Below are 23,106 nucleotides of genomic sequence, written 5' to 3'. Positions count from 1 at the left end.
TTGTCCATATGTATGTATTGATAAACTTTATTAAGCGGTTTTAAGGAGTTGGCTATATGGGTGAAGAACGCTTTATGGCTACGATGATCCATTGTTATTTTATAGCTCTAGGTGTCCTGTTAGGAGGCTCTTTAGTTGGCGGCATCTCAGCCTTTCTTATCGGAGAACCACCCCTTATCATTATTGGCAGAATAGCGAAAAGCTTAAAAATCTGGGCCATCGTTGCTGCTATTGGCGGGACCTTTGATGCGATTACAAACTTCCAGCGTGGATTATTTGACGGTGTCCCACTAGATATTTTCAAACAAGTGTTATTAATTGTTGCCGCAATGGGCGGGACGCAAACCGCTGCAAAAATCATTAGCTGGATCATTCAGGAGAATGTAACGCAATGAGAATCCCACCTTTTTATCAACTCCGCTCATGGCAGAGGTTTTTAGCAGGTGTTTTTGTTGGAACTATTGCTGGTTGGCTCGTCTTCCTATTCATGTATGGTCATATACAAGATAAACAGATTAATTTACTTTTAGAACAGAAGGCAACTATACGGGATCTTGAAAACGAGAAAGCCATTTGGCAAAAAGATTATGAAAAATTTAATGAAGAAAACAAAAAGAAGCTAATTATTGAAGAAATTAACTTTATTTTTACAAATGAAAAAAAATTAATGTTAAACGAATTTACTAAATTTAATTTAAAAGAAGCAATCAAGCAGGATATTAATTCATTAATAAAACAAGATATTGAAACGGTTGCTGCTAATACCCAATTAATAATCAACACGATTGAAAATAAAATCATCACACTTGAAGGTCAAAAATATCAAATGAAGGTCGAACAGCTTCATTTATATACAAGGCTTGATCTTTATTTAAAGGTTGAGTTGTTATAAGGAGGCAGGGGACGGTTCAGGAAGCAGAAAAGCCGTCCCCTGCTTCCTAATTTCTAAATTGCAGACAAGCTTCTTCCAAGTCTTTGATGACTAGGTCGGTATCTTCCCATTTGTAGATGGTTGCCCCAGATGCGAGCGGATGGCCGCCGCCATTGTATTTTTGGGCAATTGTATTGACAATCGGACCGCGCGAACGTAAGCGGACACGAATTTCACCATTTTCCTCAACAAAAAATACCCATGCTAAGACTTTTTCAATATTTCCAAGTACGCTTACTAATTGAGAAGCATCAGCAGGCGTTACTTTAAACTTCTCTAATATTTCCTTGGTGATTGAAATATAGGCAACACCCGATTCAAAATGTTTGAAATTTTCAAGAATGTAACCCTGTAGGTGTACAACCTCAATAGTAGTATTATATAGTTGATCGTATAGCGAAGTTGGATTAAACTTATATTCCAACAAATCGGCAGCATAGCGAAACGTTTTTATATTTGTACTTGGGAATAAAAATCGACCTGTATCCCCGACAATGCCGGCAAAAATTAATTGTGCCGCTTTTTCATTCATTTTTAATCCTTTTTCCTTACCAAATAGATAAAACTCATAAATTAACTCACTTGTGGAGCTTGATGTTGTGTCTACCCATAAAATATCGCCGTATTGATCATGATTCGGATGGTGATCAATTTTAATAAGCATCTCTCCACGATTATAACGGTCATCACTAATCCTTTCTTGGTTGGCAGTATCACAAACAATAACTAATGCACCGTCATAATAGTCGTCGGTAATATCATCCATTTTATTTAAAAATAAAAGCGAATCGTACATTTCACCAACAACAAATACTTTTTTTTCTGGGAAGGAAGCTTTAATCATTTCAGCCAAACCACCTTGGGAACCAACCGCATCTGGGTCAGGACGAACATGACGATGAATAATAATTTTTTCGTAGCGTTTAATTGCATCTAATATTTCAGCCTTCATGCCTATCTCCTTTTACAAACGAAAATTTAACACTTGCAATTCTCTTCATTATATATTGATTATATTCATCCTGCCACTTATAGCAGTGAGAGGAAACTCTGAATAAAGTTAAACCATAAGACTAGTTTTAATGTTACAATAATATTATCTAAAAGAGAAAAATAGTTGGAGGAGCTTCACATATGCCTATTTTCGGTATTCTTTCAGTCCTTTGTATAAGTCTTTATATTTTTTTTAGAGTAAAATATTTCAGAACGAAGCAGCCCTATCATCGTCAGTGGATTTCTAGCAAAGCGACGATTTCTTTAGGTCTTTTTATGCTTTTCTTTGGGGCCGACCAGCTTATCCTCTGGAAGGATAAAGTATCAACGATTGTTGGAATCGTCTTTTCCGTTGTTGGACTTGCCTATGCCTTTCAAGGATTTAGAACTTATAAATATTATCAGCCTAAAGCAATTGAGGAAGCAGAACAGAAAAATTAGGATGAACATAGTAGGCTGACAAGCTTGTCAGCCTATTTTTTAACGATCAATTAATTGTGCCATTAATAATGCCTTCCCGACATTTTTACCTTCATTGTAAACATCTACATCAACCTTACCAAACTTGCGACCAACTTCTAACACTTTCGGATGGATTTCTAACGTAGTATCAATTTGAACGGGCTTCATAAAATAAATAGTCAAGTTTTCGATAACAAGATCACCTTTTTTATAATTTCGTAAAACACGGCTACCAGCTTCTGTTACAATCGTCGTAAACACCCCGTAGGAAATTGTACCAAGGTGGTTTGTCATTTGCGGACTTACCTTGCAACGGAAAATATGCTGGCCTCCTTCACTTTCTTCTGTAAATTGGCTCGTCACAATATCATCTAATGTTTCACCCATTTGCGGCTGTCGCTGAATGACCTGCAAGGCCTTTAATACGTCCTGACGGCTTACTATTCCGAGCAGGCGTTGATGGTCATCAATAACTGGAAGAAGCTCGATTCCTTCCCAAACCATCAGGTGAGCGGAATTAGCTACTGATGTGCGCGCATTAACAGTAATTGGATTTTTCGTCATAACCTTTTCGATTGATACTGTCCTGTTAGCACCCATAATATCTTTAGATGTAATGATACCTTGGATTTTCATATTTTCGTCAACAACCGGAAAACGGCTATGTCTTGTTTCAGCATTTAATTCATACCACTCTTCAACCGTATCCGTTGTTTTCATAAAAAACGTCCGGTCAACAGAGGTTAAAATGTCATCGACAACAACAATTTCTTTTTTAATAAGCTGGTCGTAGATTGCCCTGTTGATCATCGTCGCAACCGTAAATGTATCGTAGCTTGATGAGATAATTGGCAGCTTTTTTTCATCTGCTAATTGTTTAACCTTCTCATTAGCATCAAAGCCTCCTGTTATTAATACTGCAGACCCAGCCTTAATCGCTTCCTCATGTGCCTTATCACGATTTCCTACGATTAATAGATCTCCAGCGCCAACATAGCGCAGCATCGCTTCAAGCTTCATCGCCCCGATGACAAACTGATTCAGCGTTTTATGTAGCCCTTCCCTCCCACCTAAAACTTGTCCATCGACAATATTAACAATTTCGGCATATGTTAGCTTTTCGATATTTTCCTTTTTCTTTTTTTCTATTCGAATCGTGCCAACTCGTTCAATTGTACTTACTAACCCTTTATTTTCAGCATCCTTTATCGCTCGATAAGCGGTACCTTCACTGACACTTAAATCTTTTGCAATTTGGCGTACGGAAATTTTATTTCCCACTGCCAATGATTCAATATGCTGTAGTATTTGTTCATGCTTTGTTGCCAACCATCTCACCACACCTTTAGCAGAAATTACGCGTTTTTTTAAATTATACTTGTTGATGAAGTTGACTTCAATGCATCAATGTTAGAAACTCGGATATTATCAAATCTTTTCGACAATAAATCCTTCCATTAAAGTAAAGACACGACATTTGTCGATAATAACAAATGTCGTGTCTTATTTAAAATTCTAATCCTTCACCAGGTTTTAGAAGCTTGCCATTAATGCCTTCTACTGCCAGTCTTGAAACAAATTCAACCCCATCCTGCTTAATCACGGGGAATGTATTAAAATGAATTGGAACAACTGTTTTCGCCTTTACCCATTTTGCTGCTAAAAGCGCATCTTCTGGGCCCATCGTAAAATTATCACCAATTGGTAGGAAGGCAACATCAATATTATTCAGTTCTCCAATTAATTTTAAATCAGAAAATAACGCTGTATCACCGGCATGATAAATTGTTTTTCCCTCATTCGTAAATAAAATTCCCGAAGGCATGCCCGTATAAGTGATTTCCTGCGTTTCTTCATTCATGATTGATGAACCATGGAATGCTTGCGTAAATTTTACCTTCCCAAAATCAAATTGATAAGAACCACCAATATGCATTGGATGGGAATGTAACCCTTGCCATCCTAAATAAATCGCTAATTCATTAGGTGCGACAACTACTGCATTATTCCTTTTCGCTAATTCAATCGTATCTCCTAAATGATCACCATGACCATGTGTAACTAAAATCACATCTACTTCAAGTTCATCGGCTTTCAAATCACATAAACTATTGCCTGTAATAAATGGGTCAATAATAATTCGCTTTCCTTCTGTCTCAATTAATACAACCGCATGTCCATGAAATGAAACCTTCATATAATCTCACTCCTTGAAATATATTTCCCTATAACAATACTACGACATAGAGGCCAAAATTCCTCTATACTATTCATTTTATTATCATTAAATTTTACTTCATAACCCTATTTCTGGTAAATTTATTGTAAAATAATGTTTAGAGGGGTTGCTATGATGGAACAACGTATTGGTGAACTTGTAAAGTGGCTTAAAAAGGAAAATGTAAGCTTTGCTTTTATTACTTCAACCGCAAATATTTTTTATGTAAGTAATTTTTATACGAATCCACATGAAAGAATTGCAGGTGTTTGTTTATTTCAAGATGAAGAACCATTTTTAATTTGTCCAAAAATGGAAATGACAGCCGCTAAAAATGCGGGTTGGGGCTATGAAATTATTGGCTATGATGACACTGACAATCCTTGGGAGTTTGTTCAAAAAGCTGTTCAAAAAAGAAAAATTGATGTGCATACAATTGCTGTGGAAAAAGGCCATCTAACCTTTGAGCACGTCGAAAAACTGCAAACTATTTTTCCAAACACTTCTTTTAAAGCTATCGAAGAAAAACTAAACGAGCTCCGTTTAATAAAAGACGAAAATGAATTAGCCATTTTAAGAGAGGCGGCAAAATTAGCTGATTTTGGAGTTGAAGTGGGCATTAGTGCCATTAAAGAAGGGAAAACCGAATTAGAAATTGTCGCGAAGATTGAGTATGAGTTAAAGAGCAAAGGCATAAGGGAAATGTCCTTTGCGACGATGGTGTTAACTGGTGCGAAAACTGCCTTGCCACACGGTGTACCTAATTTAGAAATAATCGAAAAAGGGGAGTTTGTTTTATTTGACCTTGGGGTTGTCCTTGATGGGTATTGCTCTGACATTACAAGGACTGTCGCTTATCATTCCGTTACTGATCAACAGCGGGAAATATATGAGACAGTATTAAAAGCACAGTTGGTAGCCGTTCAGGAAAGCAAGCCTGGCGTTGAAATTGGAAAAGTAGACCACATTGCTAGGGATATTATAAGCGAAGCTGGTTATGGAGAATTTTTCACACACCGAATCGGACACGGTTTAGGGATTGATGTTCATGAATTCCCTTCGCTTCATAGTGCTAATCAAGATTTTTTAAAAACAGGAATGACGTTTACCATTGAGCCTGGAATTTATGTACCTAACGTAGGTGGAGTACGCATTGAGGATGATATTTATATTGCAGAGAACGGAAGAGTGGTACTGACAAAATATCCGAAGGAATTGCAGATTATTAAATAAAATTCCGTCAATCGATTAGGGAACAATAATCGATTGACGGAATTTTTATCGAACCCAACTCCATGTCAATAATTCCTCATCAAAATATTTTAAGCGTACGACAAATTTTTCAAGTTTGTCATAGCCTTGCTTTTCAAGAATTTGTTTTATTTCTTCCACTTCCGTTGATTTTGTTAATTGTAAAGCGTTATACATTTTTTCAACTTCTTCTTTTGCATTTTGCCCTTTTATCACCGTACTCCCGACTTCATATTCAAACCCATCAGGATTTTCATACTCCCATTCGATTTCCTGTCCTTCCGAAACTAACGTTATTTTAAAGGCTACACAATTTATCAAATCGTCTGCAGCAGTATTGAAAGGAAAACCAGCGAGAATAACAAACGTCGAAATTGCGATTATAATAAAATGTCGCAACACTTCTATCACCTCTGCTAATTTTTTCATTATTTTTTCAACTTTTAGCCATTTATTAGAATTGTAAAATGATATAATGAGCTATAGTAGTTGCCTATATTACCATCTAGGGGGAATTTTTTATGAGTTTAGCTTATAAAAATGTTTTGGTCGCGATTGACGGTTCAAAGGAATCAGAAAGAGCTTTTAAAAAAGCAGTGGACATAACCAAAAGTAACAATGCTAAACTATTGATTGGACATGTTATTGATACAAGAGCATTTGCAACGGTTGAAGCCTATGACCGCACGATTGTTGAGCGTGCTGAAGTATTCGCAAACGAACTGTTGGAATCGCATAAAAAAGAAGCAGAAGAAGCTGGCATTGCTCAAGTTGATGTCATTATTGGATATGGCTCCCCAAAAGTAAAAATTGCTAAAGACTTTGCACCAAATCATAATGTTGATTTAATTGTTTGTGGTGCAACAGGTTTAAATGCTGTTGAACGTTTCTTTATTGGTAGTGTATCCGAACATATTATGCGTTATGCAAAATGTGATGTGTTAGTTGTTCGTTCAAACGATGTAGAATAAAAAAGCGTTGGGTTTAACCCAACGCTTTTTTTGCTTTATCTAATGCACTTTTCACTTGTTCAAAGCCTGTCCCACCAAGACTATTACGTCTTGCCACAACTGTTTTCGGTTGCAGAACTTCGTAAATATCCTCAGCAAACAATGCTGATGCTTCTTTGTAGTCATCCATTGAAAGATCAAGTAAATAGATTCCTCTTTGGATGCATGTGAAAACTAACTTGCCAACAACTTCATGAGCTTCACGGAACGGCATCCCTTTCGTTGCTAAATAGTCTGCAAGCTCTGTTGCATTTGAAAAGTCAGCCTTAACGGTCTCCTGAAGCACTTCAGTTTTCACCTTTAAAGTGTCAATCATGCCCGCAAATATTTCAAGAGAGCCTTTTACTGTTTTAACAGCATCAAACATGCCTTCTTTATCTTCTTGGAAGTCTTTGTTGTAAGCTAAAGGCGTACCTTTCATAACCGTTAACAAGCCAAATAATGCGCCATAAACTCGTCCTGTTTTTCCGCGGATTAGTTCTGCCATATCAGGATTTTTCTTTTGCGGCATGATGCTGGAGCCTGTTGCAAACGTATCATCGATTTCGACAAAATTGAACTCCGAGGAAGACCATAAAATTAATTCCTCACAAAAACGCGATAGATGCATCATCAATATTGATGAATTGCTTAAAAACTCTAAAATATAATCCCTATCACTTACAGCATCTAAGCTATTATTATATACACTATCAAAGCCCAACAATTCTGCCGTATACTCACGATCAATTGGGAATGTTGTGCCAGCTAATGCCCCCGCTCCTAACGGAGAAATGTTAATTCGTTTATACGATTCTTGCATTCTTTCGTAGTCACGCTCAAGCATCCAAAAATAGGCTAAAAGATGATGAGCAAACGAAACTGGTTGGGCCCGCTGCAGATGCGTGTAGCCAGGAATAATCGTTTCAACATGCTGTTCTGCTTGCTTCACAAGAGCTTTTTGCAGCGACCTAATTGCCTCTAAAATATCGAACACTTGGTTGCGCAAATATAGATGTACATCTGTTGCCACTTGGTCATTGCGGCTACGACCAGTATGTAGCTTACCGCCGACAGGACCGATTAAATCAATGAGCTGCTTTTCAATATTCAAATGAATATCTTCATATTGAACAGAGAATTCCAGCTCATTATTTTTCGCTTTTTCTAGCAATGTTTCAAGGCCTGCTTTGATTTTCGTAGCTTCGTCATTTGTTAAAATTCCACATTTCCCTAGCATTGTTACATGTGCTAGACTACCTTCGATATCCTCTTCAACTAACTGTTTATCAAAGTGGATCGATGCACCAAAGTCATCGACCCACTCCTCAGCTGTTTTTTGGAAACGGCCACCCCAAAGTTTTTTCACGCGTTCACCTTCTTCTTACCATTCACCATGCTGTTTACTTGTGTTGGTAGACCCCAAAGCTTCGTAAAACCAATGGCAGCTGTATGATCAAACGTATCTTCTGTTGTATATGTTGCAAGATTTTCATTATACAATGAATAATCAGATTTACGGCCATCAACAATAGCATTGCCTTTATAAAGTTTGACACGTACAACGCCTGTTACTGTTTTTTGTGTTTCTGTTAAAAATGCTTTTAATGCATCTGTTAACGGCGAGAACCAAAGGCCATTATAAATAACTTCTTCTAGCTTCATTTCAATAATTGGTTTGAAGTGTGCTACTTCACGTGTAAGTGTTAAATCTTCAAGCTCTTTATGAGCTTTAATTAACGTAATTGCCGCAGGTGCTTCGTATACTTCACGAGATTTAATACCTACTAAACGGTTTTCAACATGGTCAATGCGGCCAACACCATGCTTGCCAGCAATTTTATTTAAAGTAAGAATTAATTCATCTAAAGGATAATGTTTACCATTTAACGTAACTGGTTTCCCTTGAATAAATTCAATTTCAATATATTCAGGTGTATCAGGTGTGTTCTCAACTGGATTGGTTAACTCATAAGCATCTTCAGGTGGTGCTGCCCATGGATCTTCTAACACACCACACTCATTTGCACGTCCCCATAAATTTTGGTCAATCGAGTAAGGGCTGTCTAAATTGATCGGAATTGGAATACCATGTTTTTTTGCATATTCGATTTCTTCTTCACGTGACCAGCTCCACTCACGAACAGGAGCAATCACATCTAACTCTGGATTTAATGCTGCAAATGACACTTCAAAACGAACTTGGTCATTTCCTTTACCTGTACAACCATGAGCAATAGCGTCAGCGCCTTCTTGTTCGGCAATTTCAACTAGTTTTTTCGCAATTAACGGACGAGATAATGCTGATACTAATGGATATTTATTTTCATACATTGTATTTGCATAAATTGCTGGCAATACAAAGCTTTCAGCAAATTCATTTTTTGCATCAATTACGATAGATTTAATTGCGCCTACTTTTAACGCTTTTTCTTTAATAAAATCTAAATCTTTTCCTTCACCGACATCAAGGCAGACCGCAATAACATCAAAGCCTTGTTCTGCAATCCATTTAATTGCAACGGACGTATCAAGTCCACCAGAATAAGCAAGTACACATTTTTTATTAGCCACTTAAGACTCCTCCTTAAATTCCTGTATAAAGATTCTTAATAATTCATAAATATTCACACTAAACAAAAATGAAAAGGGATTGATTGTCCCTTAATAATTAAATGCAATATATGATTACTCATTAATAAACTATACTGTAACAAGTTTTACACCATTTTTCAATAGGTTATCATAAAATTATTTTTAAAATTAAAATCACATAAATGGATATGGGTTTTCAATGCATGTATAATGGAAAAAGGCTAAGATAAGGAGAGATTATTGCAATGAATCAATTTTTTCAAATGGATGATAGATTAGGAATTTTATTGCCGCTTTTAAATAAAGAATGGCATCAATATAGTGCGGTCGAGCAGCAAACAATTGTAGCCGCTTGGGAAAATAGTAGGGGACATATCCCAGACCGAATTAAAGAGCTTGAAACAACCATCAATGTAAAACAGTCCAAGTTAGATATAGAGGAGGACTTTGTGTGCTCATGTCAATTAAATTCTGAAATATCTGAGTTGGCATCGATTATTAATGATTTATGGATATGGTATCGAATGAACCAAAATGTTATTGAGGAGAAAATCCATGGGTAAGAAGCAGAGAGCGGTGCTCTCTGCTTCTTACCCCTTATTTATCCTTTCGTATTTCCCTAATGACATGAGCAAGCTCAGGGAGAATTAGTTTGTTCATCGCTAATCGAACAGCGCCCGTTGACCCAGGGGTTGAAAAGATTGGCTTGTCCATCGCAACCCCGGCAATCGCTCGACTTAAAAGCGCAGCAGAGCCGATATCCTCTGTATAGCTTAACATTCTAAATAACTCGCCAAAGCCGACGATTTCTTTCGTAATGATTTTCTGAACGGTTTCGATTGTTACGTCTCGTTTAGCAATTCCTGTTCCACCGTTTGTTACTATGGCTTCAACTTGATGATTATCAAAGCCTCTTATAAGCGCGGCCTTAATAGACTCCTCATCATCTCTGACAATTTCATATTTCACAATTTCATGTCCGTATTCTTCAAGTAACTGTTTCATAAGTTTGCCGCTTTTATCAGTCTCCTCAGTCCGTGTATCGCTTACCGTTATAACCATACAACGCACTGATTTTGGTGCTTCTTTTTTATGCTCTAGAACGCTCAAATGATCACCTCATTTTATTCTTCGCTGTTTTTTTCAAGTAAGTAGCGCATTTGATAAAAATGATGCGCAAAGTCAGTCACTTGGCGTGATAGCTTATAATTCATTCCTGCACCAAAAGCCATGCCGATTAGCGGAAGCCCTTGAATTACTTTTTTTCGAAACATAATAATAACCATCGATTTCAAAATCTGAATGAGTGGCTGCTCCAACCATGTCGCATTTGTCAATTCTTCATCTTTTTCATAATAGTAATACAATTGTTCATCGAATTGTTTCACTTCATTCACAAGATTGGACCACCCCTCTGCCCTCATCCGTTTAGGTAATGTGGCAGCATGAAAAACCTTTAAAGAGGTCATCGTTTCATACGGTATATTGACATCATACCCATATACATTTGCGATATTTTGCACAGCACGCAAATTTAGCATTATCATCGCTGGAATATCGGTCCCTAACAGGACGCCACCAGTTCCTGCTAAACTACCCTGTGCAAATGAATAGATGCGGTATTTTGCAATTTGCTGATCCGCTAAATAAGCGAGCTGGTCGACCGTTAGACTCTTCATATCCACAATTTGGTCAATATCCTCTTTTAGAATCCTCGCAGCTTTCAAGAGACGGTCTCTAGCAATCATTTGTGAATCCGAGCCTTGGATAAAAGCATGAAGATGAAACAACCAATGATCTAAGCTTTTGAAAAATTGTTCGCGGATATTTTCATCCAGCTTTTCAAAGCCAAGCTCTACCCATTTATCAAAGGTCCGTTCAAAATCTGTAGGTACGTATTCAAATAAGTTTTGCTCCCAATCTACTATTTGCTTGTAAACCCGTTGTTCACGATTGGTCCATGGTCCCATAGATTGTCCTCCCAACACTATCCGATATATTTACATTTTAGCGAATTTGGAATAAAAAGCAAAAGACCTATTCATTACATACCTACAATTAAAACGCTACCAATTTAAAGCGCTGCCATTGTTAACGCTAATCTTTCTGTATCTCTGGCAATCATAACTTCCTCGTTCGTCGGAATAACCATAACTTTAACAGATGATTGCGGGTGGTTAATAAACGCTTCTTCACCACGGGTCTTATTTAAGTCATCATCCGTATAAACACCCATGTATTCTAATCCTTGAAGAACGCGTGAACGAACGATTGCACTATTTTCTCCGATTCCAGCGGTAAAGATAATTCCATCGACCCCACCCATTCTCGCTGAATATGAACCTATAAACCCAGTAATTCTTTGGGTAAAAATGTTAAGCGCCAACTCCGCACGCTCATCCCCTAATTCTGCTTTTTCTAGGATGTCACGTAAATCACTCGAATGTCCTGAAAGCGCTAGCAATCCACTTTGCTTATTACAGACATTGATTACCTCTTCAGCTGTGCTGCCTGTTTTCTCCATAATGAATGGTATTAAAGCAGGGTCAATATTTCCACATCTTGTTCCCATCGTCAGACCTGCTAAAGGCGTGAATCCCATTGAAGTATCGAATGATTTTCCATTCTTAATTGCTGTAATACTAGATCCATTTCCTAAATGACATGTAATCAGTTTCAATGTCTCAAGTGGGCGATTTAACATTTTAGCTGCTCGCTCTGCTACATATTTATGGGATGTACCATGGAAACCGTATTTGCGAATACCAAACTCTGTATAATAATCATATGGCAAGCTATATAAATATGATTTTTCAGGCATCGTTTGATGGAATGCTGTATCAAACACTGCCACTGCTGGTACGTTCGGTAGCACTTCTTTAAAAGCTTGAATACCGACAAGGTTGGCAGGATTATGCAATGGTGCCAAATCAGATAATTCTTCAATGAATTTGATAACTTCATCTGTAATTAAAGCGGAATCACTAAATTTTTCACCGCCATGAACGACACGATGGCCAATTGCATTAATTTCATCTAAAGAAGAAACAACACCTAAAGTAATTAACTTGTCCAACAGCAGCTTAACTGCAACAGCATGATTTGGAATATCGTAAACATCATTATACTTTTCATCATTAACAGAAATATTAAAGACAGAATCATTTAAACCGATTCTTTCTACTAAACCCTTTGTTAATACCTTCTCACTAGGCATCTCGAATAATTGAAATTTTAAAGATGAACTCCCTGCATTAATTGCTAAAATTTTTGTCATATTATTACAACCCCTTTATATGATTTTAAAAACGCTTTCGCATATAGTATCAATTTATAATAATTTGGCTCTTTTTGCAATTTCAAATTTTATCAAAATTCATACTAATAAGTTTTCACTAAACCAATTGTTAATATTTTTGATGATTGCGCTCATCGCTTCTTTCCTTGAAAAGCTTGGTAATTCGGCAAGCAACGCCTGTTTTGGTGCTACTATACCTGCTCTATTTTTGCGGAGAATAAAAATACTTTTTGCATATTTATTATTTTTAAACATTGATAGAGGTAGGTGCAATAAGCCAATAACAACTGCATGTTTCCTCATAAACTGATGCAGCCTTTCCGCTTCTTCTCCCTCGAACAAAAAGTTCGGAACCATTGCAATGAGGTAGCCGCCCTCTTTAAGATGTCTTAAACTTTTTTCTATATATAAGTAATGAGAAAACGAATGTGCTCCGTCTTTAGCCCCCAATTCATAGTCATTTGCAACAATATCATTCGGATAATAACCTACCGGTATATCTGCGACAACGATATCAACATTTTCGACAAAAATAGGTTGAAGCGCATCCTGTCGAAACAAGTCAATTTCATGCTCTTGTAAATTCGCCCCAACATAAGCTAAGCGAATTAACGTTTCATCAACTTCGATTCCATAGGCTTTAATATATTTTTTTGAATTATTTAAAATTGCCGTTACTAAATTGCCTGTACCGTAAGCAGGATCTAGTAGACTAAACTGTTTTTTTGAGTGCATTAGTTTTTCAACTAAGTAGCTCATAAATAAACAAACTGCATCAGGAGTCATTTCATGACTGGGCTGAATCGCCTCTTTCATCCCTTTTAAAATTGCCAATTGAAAAGCTTTGCGAATCATTTCATTTGATGCTTCGGTCATATCGACTCCTTCGTATTCTTGAAGTAATCTTCTTTTTGTAAAAGTGTCTAAATCCTGAAGGATTTCGCCTTCAAACAAGTTCTCGCCTGTTTCAGCTAAAGCATCTAAATACGATATTTGTAATTCATTCATAAGCATTGTCGTTGAGTTATCAAATAATCGAAAAAGCTTCTCCATATCAACCATTTCTGAGGTCATCCAATCCCTCCTTTACTATTTTCCTAATGTATTTTACCATAAGAAATAAGAAAGCGCTTTACTACAAAAAGAAAAGGTTGCCTCAAATTGAAACAACCTTCAAAATTTATTCTCTTTTTAAACGGGTGGTTCCTGATAGTTTTGATTTAGATTTGATTGCTGTTGATTATGATGCTGATTTTGTTGAAAATTTCGATTTGGCTGCTGCCCATTGGCCTGTCCATTTGAATTTGAATTAGACTCGTTGTTTTTACTCATCATAGTTTGGATTTTTTCAATCGCTTGTGGTGCAAGATCTAAAATACGTTCAAATAAATGGGTGCTCTCATCTAAATGAATCATTTTAACCCCTGAAGCATTTACAATTAAAAATGCAATCGGTGTAATCGAAACGCCACCCCCGCTACCGCCTCCAAATGGAAGTTGGCTAGAGCTGCTATTGCCATCACTATCGCTCCCACCATTTTGCCCTTCTGTTTGAAACTCGCTTCCACCAGCAGCAAAGCCAAAACCAACTTTTGAAACCGTTAAAATAACACTGCCATCAGGTGTTTCAACTGGGTCGCCGATAATTGTATTCACATCAATCATTTGCTTCAAACTTTCCATAGCTGTTGTCATTAATCCTTGAATTGGATGTTCTGCCATGTGGTTTGCCTCCTTTAATGCTCTTCCAATATTTCACGACTCGTAATGCTCCGAGAATAGCATACCCGATTCGAAATGAAAAAATACATATAATGCTAGTTCGAATTATATTCTCTTGAAAGAAAGGGGTAACAGAAAGCTTAGGTCTTGTCTTTAGTTTCATGTATAGGCTTACTGTGCCCACTATTCCACCTTTTAATGACCATAAAGCACCCGTTGCCATACCTGTCGAGGCAGCTTCGCCGACTCCAATCGAACTGTTCCAGTTAAGCTTATGGATGGAAATATGACGCATAAATTTTTTGATAATGAGATGGAAATGTACAATCTGTTCCAAAATTTCTTTTGTACGCTTTATTTTTTCAATAACTTCATCTGGTGTAATCCTATACTTTTCCTTTGACGTTGTATTTTGCTCGCCCTGCCCTATTTTTTCTTCACTTTTTACTACAAGCGATGAAGATTCTTCATCAACTTTAAAAAGTGGAACTTCATATGTATAGGAGATTAGACCAAATAGTGTCATTGCTTTAATTTTTATATGATTTTTCTCCTCACTATGTAAAATATCAATTTTGACTGTTAGCTTCATGAATGAAATTAATAAAATTAGCGCGAGTAAGGCAATAATGACAATGAATACCCATTTCAACTCTTTCACATCCCCTCAATTTCATTATCACCTCCCGAAAATACAAATAAACCTGCTGATTGCTTGAAATCAGCAGGCTAGTAATTTAGATACTTTCATTAACTAATTTTTAAGTTGGATGTTTGCAACACGAAACCTTTACGTTCTTGAATCACGATTGTATCTGCAAAAAAATCATGCCATCCTTTTTTCTTGCTTGTAAAACTTATCGTAATAAAACCAAGAAAAAGCACTGTCTTACTAATAAATTTACCGATCAATTCTCTAAATAAAACAGTACCCCATGACAGTTCAGCATCCTTTTCGGAAATCACCTTCAATCCTAAAATCATTTTCCCTAATGTTTGCCCCCATATTTTTGTCATCACAACAAAATAGACAAACATCACAAGCGCCGTAGATATTGCAACTGTTGACAGCATGCTAGTTTCACTTATTGAAACATCAAGCCATCTTAAGATTGGATAAATTATGATTCGGTTTAAACTTCCGACAACGACCAAGTCTATTAAATAAGCATAAAAGCGAATCCAAAATCCAGCATAAATATTGTAAACTTGAACAGACGGCAATGTTTTTTCAACTGTTTGCTCTACATGCTCCTCTACTGTATGTTCCATTTGTCAAAGCCTCCTTATCGTGCATATAGATACATAAGCCGCGGTGAATGTGGTTGACTGATTAACTTCGTTAAGCCTAGCAGTTCAATATCATCCGTAAAAAGCCGTTGGCTTGCCATTTGGAAAAAGGAATCAAAGCCGAAGCTGGATTCATATCGGACAACATCGACATCTCCTACTTCTTCAAGTTTTTTCATCGCCACAATTGTATCATCTAAATAACCAAATTCATCGATAAGGCCAAGCGCTTTTGCTTGTCTGCCATCATAAATTCGACCATCGGCAATTTGGCTAACTTTTTCTTCTGACATTTTTCTTCCCTCTGCAATTACATGAACAAAGCCTTGATACGAATTGTTAACCATTTCCTGGAGGATTTTTCTTTCCGCTTCGGTCATTTCTCTCGTTGGACTCATAATATCCTTATACTGACCGCTTTTGATTGTTTCAAATTTAACGCCATATTTCTCCGCTAAATCGGCATAATTAATGCCCTGCATGATTACTCCTAAAGAGCCTGTCAGCGTTTCAGGACTGGCAAAAATTTTGTCGGCTGGGGTTGAAATATAATAACCGCCAGACGCCGCCATGCTACCCATTGATACATAAATTGGCTTTTCATATTTTTCTTTTATACCAACAATTTTATCATGTATTTCGGCACTTTCTAAAACCCCACCGCCAGGAGAATTGATTCGAATTATAATTCCTTTGACATTCTCATCTTCACCTGCATACTTTAGCATACGTAAAAACTTTTTATGATTATAGCTAGGGGAAGAAAAAATAGATTCCACATCACTAGTATCTTGAATGACGCCGTTTACTTCCAAGACAACAATACTTCCTAAATCAGCCCCTTTCTCAACAATTTTTTCTGTAAATTCTTGATCAAATCCTTCGAAAAAGCTAAACTTCCATTTATCTTTTTCACTAAATGCCAGTGACGACAAAACATTTACTCCTAACGAAAAGAAAAATAAAACAGCTGCAATTCCTAAGGCAATCCATCTTTTTGCATCCATATAAATAAAGCCCCCTTTTAAATTTTTAATTTGTCTTATTTTGTAAATAATTGCCTATCAACGTTCATTAGTTTAACAAAGTTCACAGAAAAAATCTTCTTTTCTACATAATTTGTTTGAAATTAGAAATAAGGGTTAGTATATTATTTAGTAGTGTTAAATTTTCTTAATAATAGTTTAAAAAGTTGAAACAATAAGATTAAAAGATAACTCATTTTGGCATAAAGTACATAGAAAGTTTTTGTAATATTTGTGTAATAAAATAAGCGGGCAGAAAATTTATTTCTGCCCGCTTACATTATCAAACATTATTATAAATTTTATGCATTTTGCTGTAATTCTTTTTGCCTCAGCTCAACACGCCGGATTTTCCCTGACGTTGTTTTTGGTAATTCATCAACAAATTCAACTTTTCTAGGATATTTGTATGGTGCTGTTAAGCTTTTTACATGTTCTTGTAATTCTTTTACCAATTCATTTTGATTTCCGTTAGTGCCCTCTCTTAAGACAATGAATGCCTTTACTACCGTTCCGCGAACTTCATCAGGGCTTGCTACAACAGCACACTCTTTTACAGCTGGGTGTTTTACTAGTGCATCCTCTACTTCAAAGGGCCCAATTGTATAGCCAGAACTAATGATAATATCATCGCTACGCCCTTCAAACCAAAAATAGCCATCTTCGTCTTTTTTCGCCCGATCTCCCGTCACATACCAATTACCACGGAATTGCATCGCTGTACGTTCAGGTTCTCGATAATAATTTTTAAATAAAGCAGGTGTTTCACGATGGACGGCAATATCGCCAACCTCCCCAACAACGCAAGGCTCTCCGTCATCATTAATAATCTCAACGCGATTACCTGGAGTCGGCTTACCCATTGAGCCTGGTTTTACTTCCATCCCTTCTAATACACCGACTAACAATGTATTTTCCGTCTGTCCATAGCCATCACGAACCGTGACGTTAAAATACTTCCTAAATGTATCAATTACTTCCCTATTTAAAGGCTCTCCGGCTGAAACTGCACTTCGAAGCGAAGGTAGATTATAATCACCAAGATTGTTTACTTTTGCCATCACGCGATATTCAGTTGGTGTACAGCAAAGAACATTTATTTTTTTATCCTGAAGAATTTGTAAATATTTAGTAGCATCGAATTTTCCATTGTACACAAACCCTGTTGCACCAGATCCTAAAACGGACACGAACGGACTCCAAATCCATTTTTGCCACCCAGGAGCTGCTGTTGCCCAAACTACGTCACCAGCTTGAATACCTAGCCAGCCACTCGCTGCCGTCCGCAAATGAGCAAAGGCCCAACCATGTGTGTGAACAACACCTTTCGGGTTACCAGTCGTTCCTGACGTATAAGATAAAAACGCCATATCTTCGGCTTTTGTATTTGCCATCGTCAGAACATCACTTGAATTTCTTTCAAGTGTATTCAAATGCTGCCATCCTTCCATCGGGTTGCCAATCACAAATTTCGAAAATTTAATATCGGTTATTCGGTTGAATTCGTTTACAAGAGAATCAACACTAATGACAGCTTTCATTTCACCATGCAATAGCCGGTAACGAATATCTTTTTCGCGCAGCATTTCCGAACCAGGACTTACCGTAATTCCAACTTTTAAACAACCTAAATAAACAGCATAGGCATCAATCAAACGTGGAATCATCACAATTGCCTTGTCGCCTTTTTTTAACCCGGCATTCAGTAGAGCATTCCCGATTTTATTCACTCTTTTTATTAAATCAACGTATGTAAGCTCCGCCTTGTTCCCTTCTTCATCTTCCCATTTTAGCGCCATTTTTTCTTGGTTGTCCGCAAATCGCTCAACCTCATTAACTAGATTATAAATTTCTGGAGCTAGCAAGTCCTCTCTTTTCATCCATTTCTCCCCCGTTCTTATATACTCATTGTACTAAAGAGTGTCAATTTTTAGAATATACTTTTCTGAGATTTTTTCAATCAAAGTCCGACAAAAAAATAAGGGCAAGTCGAAAGACCTGCCCTTAAGCCATGTTATTTAATTATGGTGTGTGAAAACCAGCCATTTGTTGTTGCGCCATTGATACGAGGCGCTTCGTGATTTCTCCACCGACTGAACCATTGGCACGAGAAGTTGTGTCAGCACCAAGGTTAACACCAAACTCTTGGGCAATTTCGAACTTCATTTGATCAAGAGCTTGTTGCACACCAGGAACTAGTAATTGATTACTATTATTACTTCTTGAACTAGGCATTTGCTTTTCACCTCCTTCATGTGTTAATAGAGTGTGAAAAAGCAAATAACCTAATACATTAAAACAGTTGGTAATGTTTGCAATAAGACATGATTACTTTTTAAAATAAATCTTCAAACTGTTTTTCAATTTCATTTGTTTTCGGATTCCATTCAATATCAATTGTTTCAATATTGTTAATAGCTTCTTCAATTAATTCATCGATGTTTGTTAATTTTGTTTCATAATAATTTATTCGGTCCTTTTTCGGCCTAGTTTTCGGATCAGCTGGCAAAAATATTGTACAACAATCTTCATACGGACGAATTGAAATATCATAAGTGTCAATTTTCTGGGCGATGTCAATAATTTCAAGCTTATCCATGGCAATGAGCGGTCTAATAATCGGATAATTTGTAACTTCATTAATGGTGTTCATACTTTCAATCGTTTGGCTCGCTACTTGGCCCAAGCTTTCACCAGTTGCAATGGCTAACGCCCCTTTATTAACTGCGATTTTCTCAGCAATCCGAAGCATCATTCTACGCATCGCTGTCATCGTGTAACTAGAAGGAATATGCTGATGAATTTCCTGCTGGATTGTAGTAAATGGTACGATATGAACACGAATTTTACTGCCGTATTTTGTTAGCTTTTGCGCAAGGTCTAATACCTTCTGCTTCGCCCGTTCATTTGTAAATGGTGGGCTATGAAAATGAATAGCTTCAATCTTGACGCCTCTTTTCATCGTCATATAGCCGGCAACTGGGCTATCAATGCCGCCGGATAGCATTAAAAGCGCCTTCCCGTTTGTTCCAACGGGAAAACCTCCCGCTCCTTTTACCACTTTACAAGTAATAAAAGTTATGCCAGAACGAATCTCAACGCGTACATTGACATCAGGGTTATGAACATCAACTTTTACGCCATTTGTATTTGTTAAAATATAGCCACCAATGATATGGTTTAATTCCTGAGAATGAATCGGAAAACCTTTATCAGCACGCCTTGCCGATACTTTAAATGTCTTTGCCTGTGGATTTGCTTCTAAAAAAGCTGTTAACGCCCCTTTTTTTATTTCTTCAAGATCACTTTTTGTTTTTATGGCAAGACTAAAGCTTTGGATTCCAAAAATTTCTTTTAAAATTCCACTAATTTTTTCATGGTCTTCACCGTTTAAATCAATAAACATGCGATCGTTTGTTCGATTCACAACCGCATTTGGAAAATCCTTTAGCCTATTTTTAACATTCGTTTTTAATACTTGTGTAAACCGCGAACGGTTCTTTCCTTTTAATGACATTTCTCCATAGCGAATTAATATATGATCATATTCCATCTTCTTTACCCCATTACCTTACGTAGTTTTGGAACAATTGTTGCTAAAACAGTTAAAAACTCGTCGACTTCAGCCATTGTGTTTTCATACGAGAAACTTACACGGATGGCACTATTTGCTCTAGCCTCTCCTAAACCGGCTGCCATTAGTACTCTACTTGGTTGAGCTAGCTTTGAGGAGCATGCCGATTGTGTTGAAACATAAATATTGTCGTTACTTAAGCTGTGAATTAATACTTCTGGTTTGACTTTTAATACGGAAAAATTAATAATATGCGGTGCGGAACATTGCTCCGGTGTATTGATGACAATCCCATCAATTTTTCTTAATCCTACTAACAGCTTTTCTTTCATTTGCAAAAGCTGCGCTACCTCTCCATCACGATATTTATCAATGGTTACGCGCAGCGCCTTCGTCATTGCCACAATTCCCGCGGTGTTTTCTGTGCCTGAGCGTACATTCATTTCCTGGCCCCCACCGCTTATAATACGTGCAATCTTGACACCATCGCGAATGTATAAAAGCCCTGTTCCTCTTAATCCATGAAATTTATGTCCCGATATTGTACATAAATCTACGCCTGCAGCCTTTAAATCCAAGGAAACTTTGCCAATACCCTGGACATTGTCAACATGAAATAATAGTTTCGGATATTTTTTTAAAATGTCCCCGACCTCTCTTATAGGCTGAACTGTTCCTAATTCGTTATTAACATGAATAATTGAAACTAAAATCGTATCCTCCCGCAACATGCGCTGTAATTGCTCCAAATCAATTCTACCATTTTTATCTACGTCTAAATACGACACAGAATAACCTAATGATTCCAATTGTTTACAGGCTTCCAGCACGGAAGGGTGTTCAATTCTCGTCGTTATAAGATGTTTGCCGCGATTCTGATATTCGATGGCCACACCTTTTACTGCAAGATTATTTCCTTCTGTTCCTCCTGATGTGAAGACAATTTCTGAAGACTTAACTCCTAATAATGAAGCTGTTAACGCTCTCGATTGGGATAAAACTTTTTCAGCTTCACTGCCTAATGTATGAATTGAAGAAGGATTACCAAAGTATTGCTCTGATACTTTTACATAAGCTTCTAGAACTTCCGGATATGGCTTTGTTGTTGCACTATTGTCAAAATATATAAAATCTGATGTCAACTATATTCACACACCCTTAAATCATTGATTTTACGGTATTTATTATATTTCAAACTGTCACAGAAAACCATAAACTTTTATTAAAATGCATCAATTGCCACCAGTCGGTCGCTTTTTGGTCACTTAAAGTCACTTATTTTTTCACCGAAAAAGACGTGACTTTATTAAATAAAACCGTGTTCTTATGAACATGGTTTTATTTTTGCTTACGTTTGATATGTAAGCAAAAAAAAAATAACCCCGCATGAGCAAGGGTTATTTACTTAAAGCTGGATGTTCGAAATATTCAAGTGCAATGTTTTTAAAATTATCATTAATAAAGTTTTTCCAATTTATTTTACCAGCTATTTCTTTATTGATTACTATACGTAGAACGTCGCTTTCCTTCTCGTTTCCGTATTGATCTACAAGTGGCAATTGCCACGATATAGATGTTTGAAATACACCGTCAATTTCATACATCTTCTCTAAAATCTTACTCGTTTTCATTAACATTCCAGTTTTCATCATGCCGGTTGTAAAGTTGTCATCTCCGTTTAATGTAACAGCAACTATTTTACTACCATCTGGTGTGTCATTTATCATCAATTCAGCGATACGAGGTTTGTCATTGTTAGTCTTTTCACCAACAGTTAAAATAGCGTTTTCAATCTCCTCTTCTATTGTTAGTTCTTTTTTAACATTTGAAACTTCGAGAGCTTTTTCTTTAACTTTTTCTTTTACTGTATTATCATTTGTTGTTTGTTTTTCATTTCCACCGGAACCTATCGCACCTACAACAATAACAACGATTACCCAAAACCACCATTTCTTCCAAATCTGTTTTTTCTTTTCCAATTCAATCCCCTCCTAAATCATTACATTCTATATTAGTACAAGTTATCATTTTTATTTGTCGTTGTTTGTCGAAAAGAAATTTTAAAAGTAACGATAAAAACAACAATATCTATATACTTATGTTAACAGATATGGTATAATTAAAATATCAAAAGGAAAGGAGGAAGGAAGATGGTTGATATAAAAGATGTTGCAATAACAGTCGCCGCCATTCTAGGCTCAATAAAAGTCATCCTAGACTTAAAAGATAGAGCCGAAGAAAAGAAAAAACGCTCTTCCGAAAAGGAAGAACGCAAATAACACACAGGGGATGTTTCCATCCCCACCCAATAAAATTATATCACATCAACCATCTTCGTATACCATGAAAAAATTGAGTGCAACAGATATTCTGTTTCTTGTGTTATTTCTTGTCTGGATTGACGGATTAAATTTCAAGCATTTAACTTGGATTCAATGGGCTGGAATAAGTGCGGTTACAGCGTGGTTTTTATTAATGATTTACAAGCTAACTAGGAGGAATTAAAGAAGTGCCTTATTATTTTGAAGACCGTGAACAACTAAAAAAATTTATTGAATCGAACGTCTTAAACTCATCTGAAACAACAGAGTTTTTAGGAATTAGCAGGGCTAGATTAAGCCACATGATTCGGGATGGAAAACTAGTACCATTAAAAAAACTCGCAAAAGACAGTTTGTTTTTATTAGAGGATTTAGAGGAAAAGAAAAAGGAATTAGAAATATTGAGAGAAAAATACAGACCGTATGATAATTAGCCC

General features: G+C 36.7%; 25 protein-coding genes and 1 pseudogene. 7 read left to right on the top strand and 19 right to left on the bottom strand.

Annotation, left to right across the window (positions count from 1 at the left end):
* The first annotated feature begins 56 nt into the window (after positions 1 to 56).
* Together GX497_05845 and GX497_05840 are read left to right on the top strand one after the other, a co-directional pair.
* Positions 57 to 395 carry a sporulation protein gene (locus GX497_05845; protein HHY72736.1) on the top strand — a complete coding sequence of 113 codons (339 nt, stop codon included), beginning with the start codon at positions 57 to 59 and terminating at the stop codon, positions 393 to 395.
* Entirely contained in the window at positions 392 to 892 is a 501-nt protein-coding gene (locus GX497_05840; protein HHY72735.1) for a sporulation protein, read from the top strand. The genes GX497_05845 and GX497_05840 overlap by 4 nt, the downstream gene beginning before the upstream one ends.
* A 46-nt stretch (positions 893 to 938) precedes the next feature.
* Here GX497_05840 and GX497_05835 read toward each other — a convergent pair whose 3' ends face one another.
* Positions 939 to 1,883 (bottom strand): bifunctional oligoribonuclease/PAP phosphatase NrnA, encoded by a 945-nt coding sequence (locus GX497_05835; GenBank protein ID HHY72734.1) that lies wholly within the window; start codon positions 1,881 to 1,883, stop codon positions 939 to 941.
* Positions 1,884 to 2,065: 182 nt separating this feature from the next.
* Between GX497_05835 and GX497_05830 the strand changes: the two genes are divergently transcribed.
* Positions 2,066 to 2,365, top strand: coding sequence for a hypothetical protein (locus GX497_05830; protein ID HHY72733.1), 300 nt, complete (start codon positions 2,066 to 2,068; stop codon positions 2,363 to 2,365).
* 39 nt (positions 2,366 to 2,404) lie between these two features.
* On the opposite strand, the gene GX497_05825 is transcribed toward GX497_05830, so the two are convergent.
* Positions 2,405 to 3,715: a CBS domain-containing protein gene (locus GX497_05825; protein HHY72732.1), complete on the bottom strand. Its 1,311-nt coding sequence runs from the start codon at positions 3,713 to 3,715 to the stop codon at positions 2,405 to 2,407.
* 178 nt (positions 3,716 to 3,893) lie between these two features.
* Positions 3,894 to 4,583 (bottom strand): metal-dependent hydrolase, encoded by a 690-nt coding sequence (locus tag GX497_05820; GenBank protein HHY72731.1) that lies wholly within the window; start codon positions 4,581 to 4,583, stop codon positions 3,894 to 3,896.
* A 156-nt stretch (positions 4,584 to 4,739) separates the two neighbouring features.
* Between GX497_05820 and GX497_05815 the strand changes: the two genes are divergently transcribed.
* A complete protein-coding gene (locus GX497_05815; GenBank protein HHY72730.1) occupies positions 4,740 to 5,837 on the top strand; it encodes an aminopeptidase P family protein in 1,098 nt (365 codons plus the stop codon).
* Positions 5,838 to 5,882: 45 nt separating this feature from the next.
* Here the strand turns inward: GX497_05815 and GX497_05810 are convergent, their stop codons facing one another.
* Positions 5,883 to 6,284 carry a hypothetical protein gene (locus tag GX497_05810; GenBank protein ID HHY72729.1) on the bottom strand — a complete coding sequence of 134 codons (402 nt, stop codon included), beginning with the start codon at positions 6,282 to 6,284 and terminating at the stop codon, positions 5,883 to 5,885.
* 92 nt (positions 6,285 to 6,376) lie between these two features.
* On the opposite strand from GX497_05810, the gene GX497_05805 reads away from it, so the two are divergent.
* Positions 6,377 to 6,826 (top strand): universal stress protein, encoded by a 450-nt coding sequence (locus GX497_05805; protein ID HHY72728.1) that lies wholly within the window; start codon positions 6,377 to 6,379, stop codon positions 6,824 to 6,826.
* A gap of 13 nt (positions 6,827 to 6,839) precedes the next feature.
* Here the strand turns inward: GX497_05805 and argH are convergent, their stop codons facing one another.
* Positions 6,840 to 8,213: an argininosuccinate lyase gene (argH, locus tag GX497_05800; protein ID HHY72727.1), complete on the bottom strand. Its 1,374-nt coding sequence runs from the start codon at positions 8,211 to 8,213 to the stop codon at positions 6,840 to 6,842.
* On the bottom strand, positions 8,210 to 9,418 hold the full coding sequence (locus GX497_05795) for an argininosuccinate synthase (protein ID HHY72726.1): 1,209 nt from the start codon (positions 9,416 to 9,418) through the stop codon (positions 8,210 to 8,212). The genes argH and GX497_05795 overlap by 4 nt, the downstream gene beginning before the upstream one ends.
* Before the next feature lie 266 nt (positions 9,419 to 9,684).
* On the opposite strand from GX497_05795, the gene GX497_05790 reads away from it, so the two are divergent.
* On the top strand, positions 9,685 to 10,002 hold the full coding sequence (locus tag GX497_05790; protein ID HHY72725.1) for a hypothetical protein: 318 nt from the start codon (positions 9,685 to 9,687) through the stop codon (positions 10,000 to 10,002).
* Positions 10,003 to 10,036: 34 nt separating this feature from the next.
* On the opposite strand, the gene GX497_05785 is transcribed toward GX497_05790, so the two are convergent.
* The 13 genes and pseudogenes from GX497_05785 to GX497_05725 form a co-directional block, all read right to left on the bottom strand.
* Positions 10,037 to 10,549 (bottom strand): MogA/MoaB family molybdenum cofactor biosynthesis protein, encoded by a 513-nt coding sequence (locus tag GX497_05785; protein HHY72724.1) that lies wholly within the window; start codon positions 10,547 to 10,549, stop codon positions 10,037 to 10,039.
* A 14-nt stretch (positions 10,550 to 10,563) separates the two neighbouring features.
* A complete protein-coding gene (locus GX497_05780) occupies positions 10,564 to 11,409 on the bottom strand; it encodes an EcsC family protein (GenBank protein ID HHY72723.1) in 846 nt (281 codons plus the stop codon).
* 104 nt (positions 11,410 to 11,513) lie between these two features.
* Positions 11,514 to 12,716 carry an acetate kinase gene (locus GX497_05775; protein ID HHY72722.1) on the bottom strand — a complete coding sequence of 401 codons (1,203 nt, stop codon included), beginning with the start codon at positions 12,714 to 12,716 and terminating at the stop codon, positions 11,514 to 11,516.
* A gap of 99 nt (positions 12,717 to 12,815) precedes the next feature.
* Positions 12,816 to 13,790: a class I SAM-dependent methyltransferase gene (locus GX497_05770; protein ID HHY72721.1), complete on the bottom strand. Its 975-nt coding sequence runs from the start codon at positions 13,788 to 13,790 to the stop codon at positions 12,816 to 12,818.
* Between the two features lie 138 nt (positions 13,791 to 13,928).
* Positions 13,929 to 14,459: a sporulation protein YtfJ gene (gene ytfJ / locus GX497_05765; GenBank protein ID HHY72720.1), complete on the bottom strand. Its 531-nt coding sequence runs from the start codon at positions 14,457 to 14,459 to the stop codon at positions 13,929 to 13,931.
* Positions 14,395 to 15,111, bottom strand: coding sequence for a DUF2953 domain-containing protein (locus GX497_05760; protein ID HHY72719.1), 717 nt, complete (start codon positions 15,109 to 15,111; stop codon positions 14,395 to 14,397). The genes ytfJ and GX497_05760 overlap by 65 nt, the downstream gene beginning before the upstream one ends.
* A gap of 98 nt (positions 15,112 to 15,209) precedes the next feature.
* Positions 15,210 to 15,731, bottom strand: coding sequence for an RDD family protein (locus GX497_05755; protein ID HHY72718.1), 522 nt, complete (start codon positions 15,729 to 15,731; stop codon positions 15,210 to 15,212).
* Between the two features lie 14 nt (positions 15,732 to 15,745).
* Positions 15,746 to 16,756, bottom strand: coding sequence for a signal peptide peptidase SppA (gene sppA, locus GX497_05750; protein ID HHY72717.1), 1,011 nt, complete (start codon positions 16,754 to 16,756; stop codon positions 15,746 to 15,748).
* Positions 16,757 to 17,076: 320 nt separating this feature from the next.
* Positions 17,077 to 18,654, bottom strand: coding sequence for an acyl--CoA ligase (locus GX497_05745; protein HHY72716.1), 1,578 nt, complete (start codon positions 18,652 to 18,654; stop codon positions 17,077 to 17,079).
* A 142-nt stretch (positions 18,655 to 18,796) separates the two neighbouring features.
* Complete coding sequence (locus GX497_05740) at positions 18,797 to 19,009, bottom strand: alpha/beta-type small acid-soluble spore protein (GenBank protein ID HHY72715.1); 213 nt, start codon at positions 19,007 to 19,009, stop codon at positions 18,797 to 18,799.
* Between the two features lie 100 nt (positions 19,010 to 19,109).
* Entirely contained in the window at positions 19,110 to 20,327 is a 1,218-nt protein-coding gene (gene thiI, locus GX497_05735) for a tRNA 4-thiouridine(8) synthase ThiI (GenBank protein HHY72714.1), read from the bottom strand.
* Between the two features lie 5 nt (positions 20,328 to 20,332).
* On the bottom strand, positions 20,333 to 21,475 hold the full coding sequence (locus GX497_05730; protein HHY72713.1) for a cysteine desulfurase: 1,143 nt from the start codon (positions 21,473 to 21,475) through the stop codon (positions 20,333 to 20,335).
* A gap of 666 nt (positions 21,476 to 22,141) precedes the next feature.
* Positions 22,142 to 22,327 (bottom strand): annotated as a pseudogene (locus tag GX497_05725) (hypothetical protein).
* 530 nt (positions 22,328 to 22,857) lie between these two features.
* On the opposite strand from GX497_05725, the gene GX497_05720 reads away from it, so the two are divergent.
* Positions 22,858 to 23,103: a DNA-binding protein gene (locus GX497_05720; GenBank protein HHY72712.1), complete on the top strand. Its 246-nt coding sequence runs from the start codon at positions 22,858 to 22,860 to the stop codon at positions 23,101 to 23,103.
* The last annotated feature ends 3 nt before the right edge of the window (positions 23,104 to 23,106 follow it).

The sequence above is a fragment of the Bacillus sp. (in: firmicutes) genome, from assembly GCA_012842745.1.
Taxonomy (GTDB): domain Bacteria; phylum Bacillota; class Bacilli; order Bacillales; family Bacillaceae_J; genus Schinkia.
Note: the sequence above shows the minus strand (reverse complement) of the source record. Positions and strands in the feature narration are given on the sequence as shown.